At 34.7% G+C, this 17,180-nt stretch carries 12 protein-coding genes; 11 read left to right on the top strand and 1 reads right to left on the bottom strand.

Features of this window, described 5'->3' with window-relative positions; translation table 11 throughout:
• Nucleotides 1–2 precede the first annotated feature (2 nt).
• The 6 genes from AC07UM_RS04330 to AC07UM_RS04305 all read left to right on the top strand — a co-directional run bounded on the left by AC07UM_RS04330 (nt 3) and on the right by AC07UM_RS04305 (nt 4,706).
• On the top strand, nt 3–299 hold the full coding sequence (locus tag AC07UM_RS04330; RefSeq protein ID WP_494682320.1) for a DUF3098 domain-containing protein: 297 nt from the start codon (nt 3–5) through the stop codon (nt 297–299).
• Between the two features lie 177 nt (nt 300–476).
• On the top strand, nt 477–1,295 hold the full coding sequence (locus AC07UM_RS04325; RefSeq protein WP_494682321.1) for an undecaprenyl-diphosphate phosphatase: 819 nt from the start codon (nt 477–479) through the stop codon (nt 1,293–1,295).
• Nucleotides 1,296–1,321: 26 nt separating this feature from the next.
• Nucleotides 1,322–2,020: a tRNA pseudouridine(55) synthase TruB gene (gene truB / locus AC07UM_RS04320; protein ID WP_494682322.1), complete on the top strand. Its 699-nt coding sequence runs from the start codon at nt 1,322–1,324 to the stop codon at nt 2,018–2,020.
• 80 nt (nt 2,021–2,100) lie between these two features.
• Nucleotides 2,101–2,595, top strand: coding sequence for a hypothetical protein (locus AC07UM_RS04315; protein WP_494682323.1), 495 nt, complete (start codon nt 2,101–2,103; stop codon nt 2,593–2,595).
• On the top strand, nt 2,595–3,317 hold the full coding sequence (rluF, locus tag AC07UM_RS04310; RefSeq protein ID WP_494682324.1) for a 23S rRNA pseudouridine(2604) synthase RluF: 723 nt from the start codon (nt 2,595–2,597) through the stop codon (nt 3,315–3,317). Before AC07UM_RS04315 ends, rluF begins: the two co-directional genes overlap by 1 nt.
• Before the next feature lie 165 nt (nt 3,318–3,482).
• Complete coding sequence (locus AC07UM_RS04305; protein ID WP_494682325.1) at nt 3,483–4,706, top strand: YncE family protein; 1,224 nt, start codon at nt 3,483–3,485, stop codon at nt 4,704–4,706.
• Nucleotides 4,707–4,850: 144 nt separating this feature from the next.
• Here AC07UM_RS04305 and AC07UM_RS04300 read toward each other — a convergent pair whose 3' ends face one another.
• A complete protein-coding gene (locus AC07UM_RS04300) occupies nt 4,851–6,116 on the bottom strand; it encodes a helix-hairpin-helix domain-containing protein (RefSeq protein ID WP_494682326.1) in 1,266 nt (421 codons plus the stop codon).
• A 358-nt stretch (nt 6,117–6,474) separates the two neighbouring features.
• Between AC07UM_RS04300 and AC07UM_RS04295 the strand changes: the two genes are divergently transcribed.
• The 5 genes from AC07UM_RS04295 (at nt 6,475) to AC07UM_RS04275 (ending at nt 17,042) form a co-directional block, all read left to right on the top strand.
• The gene (locus AC07UM_RS04295; protein ID WP_494682327.1) at nt 6,475–8,103 is read left to right on the top strand and encodes a T9SS type A sorting domain-containing protein; all 1,629 of its coding nucleotides are present in this window, start codon (nt 6,475–6,477) and stop codon (nt 8,101–8,103) included.
• A gap of 6 nt (nt 8,104–8,109) precedes the next feature.
• On the top strand, nt 8,110–11,856 hold the full coding sequence (locus AC07UM_RS04290) for a DUF5977 domain-containing protein (RefSeq protein ID WP_494682328.1): 3,747 nt from the start codon (nt 8,110–8,112) through the stop codon (nt 11,854–11,856).
• 132 nt (nt 11,857–11,988) lie between these two features.
• Nucleotides 11,989–13,113: a hypothetical protein gene (locus tag AC07UM_RS04285; protein ID WP_494682329.1), complete on the top strand. Its 1,125-nt coding sequence runs from the start codon at nt 11,989–11,991 to the stop codon at nt 13,111–13,113.
• A 9-nt stretch (nt 13,114–13,122) separates the two neighbouring features.
• A complete protein-coding gene (locus AC07UM_RS04280) occupies nt 13,123–16,638 on the top strand; it encodes a DUF6443 domain-containing protein (RefSeq protein ID WP_494682330.1) in 3,516 nt (1,171 codons plus the stop codon).
• Nucleotides 16,635–17,042, top strand: a complete 408-nt coding sequence (locus AC07UM_RS04275; protein ID WP_494682331.1) for a hypothetical protein — start codon at nt 16,635–16,637, stop codon at nt 17,040–17,042. Before AC07UM_RS04280 ends, AC07UM_RS04275 begins: the two co-directional genes overlap by 4 nt.
• Nucleotides 17,043–17,180: the final 138 nt, after the last annotated feature.

Raw genomic sequence — 17,180 nt, 5'->3', positions numbered from 1 at the left:
CAATGAGCAAAAAAACAAATAAATTTTCCGCTTCAGACTTTGGACATGAAGCAGAAGTCCCACAAGAAAACTCTTTCTATTTTGGGCAGCAGAATTTCAAATGGATGCTGATAGGACTAGCATTCATTGTAGTAGGATTTCTACTGATGATGGGACCGGATGCCAATACGGTAGATGGGAAATTTGACCCAAACTCATGGAATGACGGTATCTTTTCTATCAGAAGAATCAGAATAGCACCTCTGTTTGTTGTTATTGGATTTGTAATAGAAGTGTATGCTATCTTAAAAAGAAAATAAATTAAATAATTTTATTTAAGATTAAAAAATTTAAGAATTAAAAGATTCAGTTAAATATTAATTTGAAAATGTATACCCAGTAATACAATTTCATCTATCAAATGATTAATATTTATTTCGGCAATAGCCAGTCTTTTAATTCTTAAATCTTTTAATCTTTTAATTTTTTAAAGGAATATGGATTTAATCAAAGCAATTATTATTGCCATTGTAGAGGGGCTTACAGAATATCTTCCGATTTCTTCTACCGCACACATGGGATTTACGGCTAACCTTATGGGGCTGGAAGAAACAGAATTTTTAAAAATGTTTCAGGTATCTATTCAGTTTGGAGCCATTTTATCTGTGGTAGTAGCATACTGGAAGAAGTTTTTTGACTTAAATAATATTCAATTCTATTTTAAACTGGCTTTTGCTGTAGTTCCGGCATTGGTATTAGGATATTTATTTGATGATAAAATTGAAGCGATTCTTGGTAATCAGATTGCTATTTCTTCAGTATTGGTTTTAGGAGGTGTTGTTTTGCTGTTTGCAGACAATTGGTTTAAAAATCCAAAAATTGATGACGAAAAAGGAATTACCATAAGAAAAGCCGTTACTATTGGTTTCTGGCAATGTCTTGCGATGATGCCGGGAACAAGCCGTAGTGCAGCTTCTATCATTGGAGGGATGACACAGGGACTTACCAGAAAAGCAGCTGCCGAATTCTCTTTCTTCCTTGCAGTACCTACCATGCTGGCAGTAACTGTATATTCAGTTTTTGTTAAAACCTGGGGAAAAGAAACCGCAAATCCGCAGAAAGGATATGAAATGATTATGTCTTCACAGGATCACATCATGATCTTCTTGATTGGAAATGTTGTAGCATTTATTGTAGCACTTATCGCTATTAAGGCCTTCATTGGAGTGCTTAATAAATATGGATTTAAACCTTGGGGCTGGTACCGTATTTTTGTTGGAATTGCTCTGTTGATTTATTTTTATTTCTTTAAATAAGAAATTACTCATCATTATACCCATTCATGACTGCTGAAGAACTGAAATCAGGATACATTTTTTTATTGGACAAGCCTTTGGACTGGACTTCCTTCCAGGCTGTCAATAAAATGAAATATAAGCTTAAAAGGGAGTTTGACCTTCCTAAAAAATTCAAAATAGGACACGCGGGGACTTTAGACCCCAGAGCAACAGGGCTTCTTATTGTCTGCTGTGGGAAATTCACGAAGAAAATTCCTGAGATTCAGGATGCTCCCAAAGAATACTGGACAGAGATCAAGATTGGTGTACAAACCGAATCTTATGATACTGAAAAACCCGAGATTCTTCATCAGGAAATCACTCATATTTCTGAAGAACAGGTAAAAGAAGTCCTGGAAAAATTTGTTGGAGAAATCGAACAGAAGCCACCCATTTACTCAGCCATTAAGATTGATGGTGAAAGAGCTTACAATCTGGCAAGAGCCGGCGAAGAAGTGGAGATGAAGTCCAGAAAAACTACTATTCATTATATCCAGGATGTTAAAATAGATTTTCCTTTGATTAGCTTTTTAGTAGGCTGTTCAAAAGGAACATACATCAGAAGTCTGGCACATGATATCGGGCAGGAATTGGGAGTAGGTGCCTACCTGACGCAACTAAGACGTACAAAAATTGGAGAATATGCTATTGAAGATGCTACAGATCAGTTTTTAAATAACGATTACAGATTTGAAGGTCAATGAAAATAAAATTATCCTTTTTTTTATTTGTATGTATTTTTTATAAGACCTTCTCTCAAGAGGTAGATACAGGAAAATCAAAAATGGACTTTTATTTAAACCCTTCCCTTAATGTGGGTTTTAATATTAATAAGAAGACTCAGACTAACAATTCGCAGTATATTGAGAACAGATCATCATTAGGAAATCTGACTTATGGTATCACTGCTATAGGAGGTTATAATTTTCTTCCTAACTTTGCACTGGGAACAGGGTTCAAATATAGCTTTATACAAGATCATTATCATTTGATTTATTGGGTTATTCAGCCGAAGATTATTTTTTCTCCCGGGGAACGACCTTTTTATATAGATATCAATTACGGAAAGCAACTTAATCATTCTGCTATTTCAGATACAGAATTTTGGGGTGGAAGACTTGGAATGCAGGTTTCTTATTCAAAAAGATTAAGTCAGGAAGGAGGAATTGTTTTTGAATCACATAAACTAAAAGATGGAGCTGATGGTTTTTTTATAGGCTTAAGCTATGGAATTACCATTTTCAGCAATAAAAATTATACCGGCTACGGAAAAGACTAATGGAAAAAACGCGCATCAATAAATATTTATCAGAAGTAGGATACTGTTCAAGAAGAGCGGCAGATAAACTTTTGGAAGAAGGGAGAATTAAAATAAATGGAACAATTCCTGAGTTGGGAACAAAAGTCTCTGACGAAGATCTTGTAGAAGTAGACGGGAAGCCGATCAGAGAGTCTGAAGAAAAGCCTATATATATAGCTTTTAATAAACCGGTTGGAATCGTTTGTACTACAGATACAAAGCGCGAAAAAAATAATATCGTAGACTATATCAACCACCCGAAAAGAATTTTTCCTATCGGAAGGCTGGATAAGCCAAGTGAAGGACTTATTCTTTTGACCAATGATGGAGATATCGTTAATAAAATTTTAAGAGCCCGTAATAATCACGAGAAAGAATATATTGTTCGTGTAGATAAGCCTGTCACTCCAAGATTCCTTGAAAAGATGAGGAATGGAGTTCCTATCCTGGATACGGTGACAAAAAAATGTGAAGTAGAGAAGATTGATGATATGAACTTCAGAATTGTCCTTACCCAGGGACTCAACAGACAGATCCGAAGAATGTGTGAATATCTTGGATATGAAGTGAAAAAACTGAAACGAATCCGTATCATGAACATCAAACTTGATCTCCCAATCGGAAAATGGAGAGATATGACAGAAGATGAAATGAATACTTTGAACACTTTGCTTTCTGATTCCAGCAAAACAATAGACTAACGCACAGCAGATATTTTAATGGTTTTCTATTCATCAATTTCAGTATAAACAACTGAAAATGAATTTGTAGTTATTTGTTAATTTTTCACACTTTAGTGTAATATATTTTATTTCACACTTAAAATGTGTTATATTTATCGCAATAATAACTATAACCTGAAAATCATGAAATTAAAATTCAATACCGCTGTTTTATTTGTTACTTTGGTGATATTCACCAGCTGTCATGATGATAACCATAATTCGGATCATCCACATGATTCTTCGTTTTACATTGATTACAGAAGCCTAAAAGGATTACCAGACGGAATTGCCGTTATTGAACTTGATCCTGAAGCTCCAAATTTCGGATATATCAGCAGCAGGCTTGAACTGGGTGTTGGCGTATTGCCGCATCATATTTATTATAATCAAAATGCTAAAAAAATGTTCACAACTGCTTTGGGAGGCAGTTATCTCTATGAGATAAAGACGGAAGAAGACAAGAATGGACAGCCAAAACTAATAAATGCAATCCCTATTGATACCGGTGAGAATACAGTAGGAGAGAATTTATTTTTCACCAATGACGGAAGGTATTTTATGACCTTTATGGGTGGGGCAGGAGGTCCGAAAGATGGTAGCATAGGTGTTTTTAATGCTAGTAATAATCAGCTTATTAAAACAATTAAAGCACCAATTCAAGCTAATCCTAACCAATTCATAATGTATCCACACGGTATTTCAATTAATGAAGAAAAGGGATTAATGATGGTAACCTCTACCATTCACCCGGATCTTACTACCGGCGTAGGGAATACGTGTACTTTATTAGATCTCAATACTTATGAACTCAAGGAGACCTATCAGGTAGCAGACTCGCCAACTGATATGTCCAGTCCTGTTGAAGTTTTATTATTGCGTGGAAAATTTCCACAATATGCACTTGCTACAACAATGCTTGGAGGAGATATCTGGATTGCTCCATACAATACAACAACCAAAAAATATGATACTTTCAGTAAAATTTTTGAAGGAAGCACACAAGGATTGGGCTGGGCGCTCGAAATGTATATTGATGATTCCAACAAACTGTATGTGAGTTTTGCAGATCCCGGAAAAGTGCTTGTCTTTGATTTAAGCAATCTTCCCCAACTCAAACTTTTAAAGACTTTTAACGCAGATAAAGGAGCACACCATATGGCCTTCTTTAAAACCAAATCAGGAAAAGAGGTTGTAGCAGTACAAAATAATTTATTGGATATCCCTAACATCAATTCCGGAACTATCAGTATAATTGATATCAATACAGGAAAAACATTAGGTACAGTGAATTTACGGGATCGATATGGAATTCTGCCGGAATCGATTGAAGGGACCAATGGTCCCAGTAATTATATGCACCACTAAAATTTAGAATCCTGCTTCAGATGATAAATAACTATTCCAATATAATATTTTGGAATAGTTGTTATCAGGGATTCATTGATCCTTTAAAATCCTAAGTAAAGTAGGGTGAATGTTTGAAATTCAGTTTTTTTGTAAGGGATTATGTTATTTTACATATAATCTCATTCTTTCTTCATACTCAGGTTTTAATTTTAAGAATTTCCATATTTTTTTATCATCAGGATTGCTGATCCGGTAAAATATGATTTTATCTGCAGAATACTTGAAATAAGGATGATTTTTAAGCCATTCCTCAGGAGCATCTACTAATGAATATCTTGGAACATCTGAAGTATTCAATGGTGGCGCTATTGAGATCAATTTTTGAACAAGATCCTGATCAATATTATAGGTGTTTACAATCTGTTGCTTATTGACAAAGCCACCCAGTCTCTTTCGAAAACCAATGATGGAACCGGCACTTCTTTCATCTAAGCCAAATTCTATAAGTTGTTTGAAAGTAATCATATTGAGATCGGTTTTAGAAAAATCTGTTTTTTCCTGCTGTGTTTCCTGAAGTTTAAAATAAGGTTTCAGCTCCTGAAATTTCTCTGGAGAAATCACAAAACATTTCTGCAGATCTTCCATATTTTTAAAGCTTCCCCGCAAATTCCTGTCACGGTAATTGATGATGGTAACGGCTTGTTTTTCTGAAAATCCAAGTGTTTTCCAACCTTCTAAATCCAGCTGATTAGGATCAAAAGAATGGTATTGAATTTTGGTTTTAACCGAATTATTGTTTGAGACATTCCTGAAGTTTTCAGGAGTTTTTGCCGGTAGTAAAATATAGGGTTCTAGTTTACCGTAATTTTCCGGTGAAATGATAAAACATTCTTTAAACTTCTCTTTGCTGATAAAACTTCCACCCAGATAATTTTTATATTTTAAAATGGCTTCTGCCTGCCTTTCACTGAAGCCCATTTTGAGCCAGTCGCTGGCAGAAAACTGATCAGGATTGAATTTTCCCGTAATAGTAATTTCTTTTTTTGCTGCGGTATTCAATTTCTTTGAATTTCCTTTTTCTGCAGCTTCGGGAAGTAATATGAAAGTTTCCAACTCACTAAATTTTTCCTCAGAAATAGCATAACATTTTTTCAACTGTTCTTTTGAAGTGAATTTTCCCCCTACGATACTTTTATACTTAAGAATCATAGCGACTTGCTTTTCTGAAAATCCAAGCTTATGCCATTGCTCTTTGTCCAATAGGTTGGGGTCGAAATCTGATAGATTGGAAGATAGGGAAGAGTCGGATATGAATGTAACTTCAGGAAATGGTTCTTTTTCCTTGCTGGTATATTTCTGATAGGCCAATAAAATAGTCAGTAATGTGACCATAAATGCCAATTTCTGGTAATCGTTTTTTCTCATCATAAAGTAAACTTATTAATAACAATAAAGCATGTCAATACTTGATAATGAAATGATTAAATATAATATAGAGATTGTTTATTATTGTTTAAAAATTGATGATAATATTGATTTTTTGTAATATAATTTCATGATTTGGGCTGAAGTTCTGGTGAGATTTTTTTATACGACAAGTTTTGTCGCTGCGCAGAGATAATTTTACATCAGAATAAGACAAATTTAATACATCATAAAGAAGATTTAATTATTAAAAGTATGATTTACAACATACCACATGAAAGTAATTTTATGTCTTAAAAAATGTTAAATTTGCAAGGTTTTAAATAACTAATTATTAACTCAAATAAACAAAAACACGAGAATGAAAAAAATCTATCTCGGTGCGCTAACCCTATGCGCTATTCTGGGTACATCTGCCCAGGAAGTGGTATGGCAGAAAGACATCAGATCCTCTACCCAGGATTTTCTCAGCCAGGTCACCACAACTATAGACCAACAATATCTTATTACAGGAAGTTCTATACAGTCTAAAAGCCAATCGCAAGCAGCCAGCAGCCAAAAGCAAAACAACGGTTACGATTTCCATCTGGTAAAACTCAACCAGCAAGGAAATGAAGTCTGGGAAAAATATTTCTCCGGAACCAACCATGATTATTTATCAGCAACCGTTACTACTCAGGATGGTGGATTTTTAATTTCAGGAACCACCTATTCAGGAAAGGGACTGGATAAAAAAGAGGATTCTAAAGGAGGATCAGATATCTGGCTGATCAGAATCAATGAATTTGGAGATGAACTATGGCAGAAAACCTTGGGAAGTTCTTCCGATGAAGAAGCCAGAGCTGTGATTCAAACGACCGACTTAGGATTTTTTGTTGCCGGGAATGTACAAAATGCTGCAAAAGGTTACGGTTCCAAAGACGTCTTGATTACAAGGCTGGATAAAGACGGAAAAGAATTATCCCAACTGATTTTAGGCGGAAAAGGTTTAGACGAAGTTGAGAAAATGATTCCCACGAAAGATGGTGGAGCATTACTGGGAATTTATTCTAGAAGCGGATCCGTTAAAACAACTCATCAGCAATCAACGACCAATAGTAATACTCCGTCTGAAAAACCTGCAACCCGCAACCTGTTATCTGCAACCTCAAAACAAACTGAAAATTTCGGAGAAGGTGACTACTGGATTGTCAAGCTAGACAAAACCGGAAAAGTAGAATGGGAAAAGAACTTTGGAGGGAAAGGAGATGATCACATCAGAACCCTGGCTTTAACTTCAAGTGGCTTCATCATTGGTGGCGAATCCAGATCGGAAAGATCAGGAAATAAAACAGTTGGAATTGAAGAAGGTACAGACCTATGGTTGATTTCTTTAAATGAAAGAGGAGATGAACAGTGGCAAAAATCCTACAATTTCAAAAACCGTGATATTTTAATGAGTATGAGTGTCCTTCATTCTGCTGATGACAAGTCTTCCAAAGGAGTATTGTTGGGGGGCTACACTCAGGCTGAAGGAAGAATAGAAACAGATGACGAAACCTTCTGGATGCTGTACTTAGATCAAAATGGCAATGAACAGTGGAGAAAGCATATCACCGGAGAATCTAGAAAAAAAGAGGAAAGGCTTTCCGATTTAAAACTCAACAGAGATGGTTCCATTGTTTTGGCAGGAACCAGTGCGGAAGAGCTTGGCAAAGAGAACTGGAAGATTGTGAAATTGGGAGACAAGCAAGTTGATCAATTGATCGAAAAATACGACATCAAGATCTATCCGAATCCAGTATCAGAGTATGCTTATGTAGAAATCGGTTTTGATTTTAAAGATGCTGATATTCTCTTGTATGATATGAGTGGAAGACAGCTTCAAAGTATAAAAACCAAGAACAGAGTGACTAAGATCAATACCCAGGCTTTGGTTCAGGGAGCTTATCTGGTGATGATAAAAACGGATACGAATAAAACGGCGAATGCTAAATTAATCAAGAAATAAGTAGAAATGAAAAAGATATTAATACTAATTTATAGTTTGTCTATAACTGCAATATATGCTCAGACTAGCTCAAGTTCTATTATTCAAAATGCAGTAAATAATACAGCAGTAGTATCTCCAAATACAGCAGCATTATTCAGGTATGCCGAAACACCGATTTCTTTATATACAGGGGTACCTGATATTACGATACCACTCTATACAATTAAAGAAGGTGATATTGAAGTTCCAATCTCTATTTCATATCATTCTGGAGGAATAAAAGTAAATGATGAAGCTTCTTCTGTAGGACTGGGATGGTCATTAAATACAGGGGGAATGGTATCACATATTATGGCTGGAGCCAATGACTTTAGTAACTATGGGTATTATAATATATATCCTAAAAATGCTAATGGTTATGTCGGTTCAGTATCAGGCTGTCCTACACCTTCATGGAATAATAGTACTGCTGTAAGTTCATATTATACTAATACCTTTCGTTTGCTTGTTAATGATCCACAAGGTTCTTTATATCCAGAATATGATTTTCAGCCTGATTTGTTTCTTATTAATTTGCCAGGTAAAAGTTATAAAGCTTACTTGGATATGTCAAAAACAACCAAGACAGACTATCCAAAATTTGCTATAGAAGGACAGGCTAATATTAATTTTAAAATCATTCCTAGTATAGGTTTTCAGCCTAATGCTTTTGGAGATTATAATTTTCAGATTACTGACGAAAAAGGATTAAATTATTATTTTGATCGAAGGGAAATAACACGATCTAATTATACAACGCCCACTACCGGAATTTCTGATCTTCTTTCGAAAATAGAAGATACAAAAGGAAAAAGTGTCAAGTTTCTTTATTCTAATTTTTCACTTAGCGGGATATGGAGATTAGCAGGTTCAAGAAGTACGAGAGTGAGTTTTACGCTGACCCAGGGAATACCTCCAGGAAGTGGGACAGGACCTGGCTATTTTAACAATAACCTTGGAGCAAATTATTATAGTAAACAAAGGATAGACGAAAATTATATTCAAAAAATTGAATTTACCAATGGTAAAGTTGAATTTACTTGGGAAGACAGGGAGGATATTAATAAATCCAAGAAATTAACTTCTGTTAAAATATATAACAACTATAAACTTATTAAACAATATGATTTCAATTATGACTATTTAATAGCTAACGATAATCTTAATACCGAAAAAATAGCTAGCTGGTTAGTAGCTCCAAACAATAAAGTACTAACACACAGATTGAGATTATTAAGCCTTACCGAATCACTGACCAATGAAAGATATTCTTTTGATTATAATACAGCTTATAATTTACCTAATAAATTGAGTTTTGCTGTGGATTTTTGGGGATATTACAATGGGCAGAATAATGATGATACTTTTATTCCATCTCCGGATAAATTTGTAAAAGGAACAAATCCATTTACCCTCACATCTTTTAATCAAGATCCAACAGGATACTGGTATCAACTCCCTGCATATCAAATTCCAAGTCCAACAACACCTATTTTTGATGAAGAGACAACTATGCTTTATACTTATAAAGCAGATGGTAAAAAATATTTATCCGATAGGAGAGCTTCTCTTAGTGCATTAGCAGGAATTTTGACAGGGATAAATTATCCAACAGGGGGAAGAACAGAGTTCGAATATGAATTAAATACATTTTCCAATTATCCAATACAGTCATTAATGGATAATATTAGTTCAGGTCCCGAAAAGGATTATAGTTTGGGAGGAGGAGTGAGAATAAAAAATATTAAAACAATAGAAAAACCAGGAGCACCCCCTTTAATAAAAAATTATATTTATGAAGAGCTCAATAATAATGGAACAAAAATTACCTCCAATGGAAATCTAGCTGAATTTCCAAAATTTTATGAAATAGAAAACAGATGTTATTCCTCACAAAGTGATATTAGTGGAGGTTCAATATTGTCAAATCCAGGTTGTTCAATTCAATATTTACCCAGTACATTTGGAGAATATCCATTTAGAATATCAGTATATGAAGGAACTCCAGCTCAAGGTGTATCAACTATTACCCAAAAAGGAGCCGTAGGATATTCTAAAGTTATAGAGTGGGTTATTGGAAAAGGAAAAACGGAGAACTATTTTATTAATAATGTAAGTGGTTCTTGTTTGACCATGATGCCTAGAGGAAAGAATTATTTTATTGGAAATGGAGACATAACCAAACAAAGGTATTATGATGAAAATAATTCATTAATTAAAGAGATTGGATATAATTATAAGTTTAATTCTCAAGATAATTTAAATACCTATTTCATATCTGGAGCAATATTAGAACCTGTAAACAGGTTTATTAGCCATGATTTTACAACAAATGCTTATCCTCCATTTGGAGGACTTATTCATACTTACACTATAAGTCTTTATAAATCTTTGCTGGAATCTACTGCAACCAAAGAGTATTTTCCGGCAGGTTCTGGTAATTATCTGGAAACAAAAACATTTACTACTTACAATAATAAATATTTACCTAAGACACAAAAAACAACTTATCCTGATACCTCTACAAGTGAAACTTCCTACAGCTATGCTGAAGAAAAAGGAAATCAGTTGATGATTAGTAAAAACATGGTTGAAATTCCATTGGAAGCTATTGTAACACAAACTAACAATGGAATAACCAAGACTTTATCAAAAATAGAAACGGTTTATCCTAATTCATTGCCTGATACCCAAATTGGTAATTTTATACTTCCAAAATCTGTAAAATCTTATGAATTAGACAATAATACATCTTCAACAGAGGTTACATTGGATAAATATGATACGAAAGGAAATCTTATTCAGTATACAACAAAAGAAGGATTATCGACATCTATTATTTGGGGATACAATTTTAGCTTGCCAATAGCAAAAATTGAAGGGGCACAATATGATAATATTGCAACATATGTTAATGATATAATTCTAGCGTCTAATAATGATGCAGAAACCCCATCTAATGAACAAGCCTTATTAAATTCAGAAGACAATTTAAGGAAAAATAGTAACCTAGCTGCTTATCAGATTACTACTTATACTCATGACCCTTTAATTGGAGTGACAAGCGTTACACCACCTTCAGGGGTTATAGAGTATTACAAATATGATATTACCAACAGATTAGAAAAAGTAGTAGATGTAAATAATAAAATAATAAAAGAATTTAAATATAGATATGGTAATAGCTCTCCTACAGGGTATTCTAATACTGAAAAAAGCGAGGTATTCACAAGAACAAATTGTACTGGTAATACAGTAGGAGGTTCCTATACATATATTGTTCCTAGTGGTACATATACTTCTAATGTAAGCCAGCTAGCTGCAGATTTAATGGCATTAGAAGATATTAATGCTAATGGGCAAAAAATGGCCAATCAAAATGGTCCGTGTATACCGATTGTATCTTGTAATTTTACATTCTCTCCGGCCCTCGGAAACCCATCATACATATATAATTCAACCACAACAGTAAATAACAATGTTAATTTTTATGTTTCATTTTCTGGGTATGGTATTTGGCAGAGTTGGGGAAGTGGATTAAATTTTGGTAAGGTAGGGGGGGCTTGTATACCTTCTGTTAATAGAGAAATAATCTATACAGAAACAAGCTTTAATCGTCAATGGAGAATTTTTATTGATACCTCTGGGAATTGCAATGCAACACTTATTTCAGGAACGGTTGATCCTTCTTCACAGAATTCAATTAATTTTTCTTTTCAATATCAAAAATAAATACAATAATGAAAAAAGTGACTTCTTTCATAGAAATATCTATAGATGATAAATCAGAGAGAGATAACGAAATTGAAGAGAATAACTATACAGGAATTAAATATAACTATAAACAATAAAAAAACTTAAATTATGAAAAAAGTAATATTCATTGCAGGAATTTTAGCAACTCAACTATCTTTTGCACAGTTGTATACCTCTTCAGGTGCTGTCAATCAGACATCTACACCTACATCAACTAACGTGGGAATTGGGGTTGCAGAACCTCATTCTAATTTAGAGGTGGGCCATCAAGACGGAGGCAAAATAACAATTTCGACCGCAGGATGGAGTGGTACTTCTGCCAATCCTAAATATCCCACATTAGAATTTGCTGGGTATTCCAATTCTCCTAAGGCAAGAATAACTGCCACTGAAGAAACGGGGAATATACATGGGTCTAAATTTTCTATTTTAGTTAATGATAATGCCAGTGCGACAAGTATGGCTGAAAGACTTTCAATCCTTCATAATGGAAATGTTGGACTGGGAAAAACAGAACCTAGAGAAAAATTGGATGTTTTTGGTAACATTTTGACGGGATCTGGTGATTCTGCGATAGGTATCAATGCCTTCGCTATACGTTATGTGAAGGGATCATTGAATAATTGGGGATCTTTACGAAGCTCATCATCTTCTTATATGAGTTTTGGGGTAAAAGCGGATGGGGCAAACGTAGGTTGGTTATCCAGCAGTGGGGAGGCAAGTCTGGCAAAAACAGCTGTTACTGTAGGTAATGAAGGATTTAGTTTCTTAAGCGCTCCTTCTCAACAGATAGCAATAGATTCACCGGTTCAAATGAATGAAGTAATGAGAATTACTAATAATGGAAATGCTTTACTACAAGGTAAACTGGAAGCTAAAGAACTGAAAGTAACCTTAACTCCAACCGCTGATTTCGTATTTGAAGAAAACTATGACCTTCCAAAATTGGAAGAGGTAGCGAAACATATTAAAGAGAAAAAGCACCTTCCTGAAATTGCTTCAGCCAAGGTGATGGAGAAAGAAGGAGTAAATGTAGGCGAATTCCAGATCAAATTATTGCAGAAAATTGAAGAGCTTACGCTGTATGTCATTAAGCAGGATAAACAGTTAAAAGACCAAGAGAAAAAAATGCAGCAGTTAGAAACTGAAAATGTGGATTTAAAAAAGATTGCTTCGGAAATTAAACAGTTGAAAGAACAGTTTCTTACAATTAAATCATCTGCAACCCATTAATCCAGACTAATGTATAAGAAAATATTTATAAGCATTGGGTTGTTATGGGGCCTCCATCATTATGGGCAGGTTGTTTTGACAGCTCCACCTGCTCCTAATACCGAAGTATCCGATCCACAAAGTATCCGGATGCTTCCGGGATTCAGGTTCAGTTCTGTTAATGGTACCTTTCGTGCCTATATCGGAGTATCTTCTTCCGGTAATGGAGGTACTTATACACCCATCACGGTAGATTATTCGTCCAATATGCCAACGACGGAAAACTATATCTATACCAGACAATATTTAGTACCGACCACAGTTTCAGATGCGTCCCTTCAGCAAATACAGAATGTTCAGTTTTTTGATGGCTTGGGAAGGCCTAAACAGTCTGTGAGTATAAAATCTACTCCTACAGGAAAAGATTTGGTAACGCATATTCCTTATGACAATTTTGGAAGACAAGTTGACAGCTGGCTGCCGGTTCCCATGAGTTCACTGAGTGGAAATATCCAGACTGGAGTAGAGGGTAGTGCAAATAGTTACTATCAGGCGAATGGGATTAACGATTCTTACCCTTTTAGCCATAAGACCCTGGAAAACTCTCCACTGGACAGAGTTTTAAACCAGAAAAATCCGGGTACTGACTGGCAAAATAAACCTGTTGTTTTTGGATATGAAGCCAATGCAGCTGGCGAAGTTAAAAAATATACTACCATTACTACATGGGTAGATGGAGCTACTTCCTCTGAACTCATTCTAGCGGGTACATATGGAGAATCTCAACTGTATAAAAGCACGGTAACAGATGAGGATACTAATAAAACCATAGAATTTAAAAATGGGAGAGGACAAACTCTGTTGGTAAGGAAAGTCATCAGTTCTTCAGAAAATGCAGATACGTATTATGTCTATAATGAATACGACCAACTGGCATTTGTGATCCCTCCTTTAGCTTCCGCTGTGGCAACCGTTTCGGCTTCCGCAATGGAGCATCTTTGTTATCAATATAAATACGATGGAAAAAAAAGACTGGTAGAAAAGAAACTTCCGGGGAAAGGCTGGGAGCAGATGGTTTATAATAAAAAAGATCAGATTATTCTATCCAGAGATACTGCTCTCAAAAATGGGATTGCTAATTTTTCATCTGACCAGTCATGGACGTTTACTAAATATGACCGTTTGGGAAGAGTTGTCTATACAGGGATTACCAGGGATACCAATCCAAGAAATACCATACAGAATACGATTGATAATCAAGCTGCCGATACTTTTGAAACCCGCGGTGGAAGCCTTACGCTGAATGGGGTTAGTATTGAATACGGAAATGCTTCTTATCCTACAACAATGGATAAGCTTCTTACGGTGAATTATTATGATACCTATCCTCAGGGAGCGCCAGCAGTGAGTATTGTTTTAAATCAGGAAGTACTTCCGCAGACCACACAGAATTCAGAGGTAAGCACGAAAAGTCTTGCAACCGCTTCTTATACTAAAAATATTGAAAATGACGGCTGGACAAAAGTATATACCTATTATGATAAGAAAGGAAGAGCCATCGCTACCCATTCTTTAAACCATCTTGGAGGATATACCAAGACTGAAAGCTTCCTTAAATTTTCAGGAGTACCGGAATATAGTCTTGTTGAGCACAAAAGATCTGCGAACGATACCAAAGTAAATATCAAGGAAACCTTTGAATATGATCACCAGGAAAGGCTGGTAAGACACTGGAATCAGGTTAATGGAGGCGCTCAGGAGCTTCTTGCCGAAAATCTTTACAATGATCTGGGACAGTTACAGACTAAAAATATAGGAAATACGACCGGAAGCCCACTGCAAAGTGTCAAGTATGCCTATAACATAAGAGGTTGGGTGACAAAAGTGAATGATCCTGCCAATTTGCAGAATAAACTCTTTGCTTATGAGTTGCGTTATAACACCCCTAACAATCAGTTTTCAGGTTCAGCAAGATATAATGGAAACATTTCCCAGATGTCCTGGATTACCCAAAATGATGCGGTACTGAGAAATTACTCTTATGAATATGACCCCCTTAACCGACTTAAAGAAGGTCGTTTCTGGGATGCTATGAATTTAGAACGAGGAGAATACCACGAGCAGCTTACCTATGACCTTAACGGAAATATAAAAAGCCTTTTAAGAAGAGGGAAACAGCTTCCAGGATATACAGCACCTGAAGTAATGGACAATCTGGAATACCATTATGAGAATGGAGAACAGAGTAATAAGTTATCTTATCTTAAAGAAATAGGAACCGGAAATGCCATCAGTGGCTATCCATTGGCATCAGGAAGTACAGGAAGTCCCATTAATTATGATGTCAATGGAAATATGACGACTCAACTGGATAAAGGAATTTCCTCCATCCAATATAATTATCTAAATTTACCTGAAAAAGTTACCCAAAACTCCAAAGTAACAGACTATATTTACAGAGCAGACGGGGTGAAAGTAAGAAAGGTTTTCGGAACAGAGACAACTGATTATCTGGATGGTTTTCAATACGAAAATTCTACATTAAAGTTCTTCCCAACAACAGAAGGATATTTTAATGTTGAGACCGGAAAATATGTGTACAATTATACGGATCACCTTGGAAATACGAGGTTGAGCTATGCTAAGAATGGATTGGGAGCAGAGATCATTGAAGAAAGTAATTATTATCCTTTTGGATTGAAGCATGAAGGATATAATATATTAACAGGAAATCCTGCATATAAATATAAGTACAATGGCAAGGAACTTCAGGTAAGTGGGATGTATGACTATGGAGCAAGAATGTATATGCCGGATCTGGGAAGATGGGGAGTAGTAGACCCTTTGGCGGAGAAACATTATGAACTAAGCCCTATGATGTATGCAGCAAATAATCCAATTATGATGATTGATCCTGATGGAAGAGATTGGACAATTACAGAGACTTATGATAAAAAGACAAATACAACTAATTATCATTTAGTATTTACTGGGGCTGTTCTAAATAGCTCCTCAAACAAGAAAATTGACATGAAAAAATTTGCAAATATAATACAATCACAAACTGAGGCAATGTTTAGTAAAGTAACTAATAATCCGAATGTTACAATCTCATCGAGTATAAATATAAGATCTATAGAAGATGAAAAAGACTTGAAAAATACAGATACGTTAATTGAAATAAAAAATTCAGATTCTGAGGATTTTAAAGTTTATAAAAAAGGTGAAGTGGTGGCTAGGCAAATGAATGGAAAAGAAGTATCAGTAAATGAGAAATATGTAGGTGATATAATGAGTGGTAAAAATGAGAAGACTATGCCCCATGAATTAGGTCATATTGGAGGATTTCAACATCCTGATCAACAGTCTAGTGGAGGTTTTTTTGACGTTTTTACTGGTTGGGATATTTCTTCCTCTAATTTTATGATGCGAGGAGCAATAAAAAATCCTACTGGACCCACGCCTTCACAAATAAAGAGAATGAATAGGTTATATAAAGCAGGAAGGTTAAATAATAAGAATATAATACCAAGTGAGCAAAGATGAAAAATATTAAAAGAATTATAATTTGTACATTGATCTTGATGGTTTCTTGTAAAGAAAAAAAAAAATTAATTGAAAAAGAAATAGCATATTCAAATTTATCTGAACCTAATGAAAATATATATGTAGAACTATTATCATACTATCCAGCTAAAAATAAAAATCAATCAAATTTTTATATAGTAAAGAATATTTATGATAATAAAGATACTTTATTTATTGTTGATAAAGACAATTTTCCAATTCCTGATTTTATAAAGAAGTATGAAGGTGTTGAGAAGACAGCTATAATATTAAGAAAAGGCGAGATGAAGAGTAAGACAAAGTATTTAGTCAATATATCAGAAAATGATAATTTAAAAAATAAAAAAATATATTTAGGAGAACTTATCAGATTGATAGATTAAAGAATAATTTCATATAAAATACTAGTATTGACATATCCTCGCTCATGTCCAAAAATAAAACGAAAAAACCACTGCTCCAGCAGTGGTTTTTATTCTTTTGTCTGTTATTTTCCAAGCAGCTTTTCCAGCCTACTCATC

This window comes from Chryseobacterium sp. GW821-FHT04C04, assembly GCF_059420365.1.
The sequence above is the reverse complement of the archived record's forward strand: the minus strand, read 5'-3'. Positions and strand labels throughout refer to the sequence as shown.

Coding starts and splice junctions, on each gene's coding strand:
- AC07UM_RS04330 (WP_494682320.1), top strand. CDS start 3: ATGAGCAAAAAAACAAATAAATTTTCCGCTTCAGACTTTGGACATGAA.
- AC07UM_RS04315 (WP_494682323.1), top strand. CDS start 2,101: ATGGACTTTTATTTAAACCCTTCCCTTAATGTGGGTTTTAATATTAAT.
- AC07UM_RS04325 (WP_494682321.1), top strand. CDS start 477: ATGGATTTAATCAAAGCAATTATTATTGCCATTGTAGAGGGGCTTACA.
- AC07UM_RS04300 (WP_494682326.1), bottom strand. CDS start 6,116: ATGATGAGAAAAAACGATTACCAGAAATTGGCATTTATGGTCACATTA.
- rluF (WP_494682324.1), top strand. CDS start 2,595: ATGGAAAAAACGCGCATCAATAAATATTTATCAGAAGTAGGATACTGT.
- AC07UM_RS04280 (WP_494682330.1), top strand. CDS start 13,123: ATGTATAAGAAAATATTTATAAGCATTGGGTTGTTATGGGGCCTCCAT.
- AC07UM_RS04305 (WP_494682325.1), top strand. CDS start 3,483: ATGAAATTAAAATTCAATACCGCTGTTTTATTTGTTACTTTGGTGATA.
- AC07UM_RS04295 (WP_494682327.1), top strand. CDS start 6,475: ATGAAAAAAATCTATCTCGGTGCGCTAACCCTATGCGCTATTCTGGGT.
- truB (WP_494682322.1), top strand. CDS start 1,322: ATGACTGCTGAAGAACTGAAATCAGGATACATTTTTTTATTGGACAAG.
- AC07UM_RS04275 (WP_494682331.1), top strand. CDS start 16,635: ATGAAAAATATTAAAAGAATTATAATTTGTACATTGATCTTGATGGTT.
- AC07UM_RS04290 (WP_494682328.1), top strand. CDS start 8,110: ATGAAAAAGATATTAATACTAATTTATAGTTTGTCTATAACTGCAATA.
- AC07UM_RS04285 (WP_494682329.1), top strand. CDS start 11,989: ATGAAAAAAGTAATATTCATTGCAGGAATTTTAGCAACTCAACTATCT.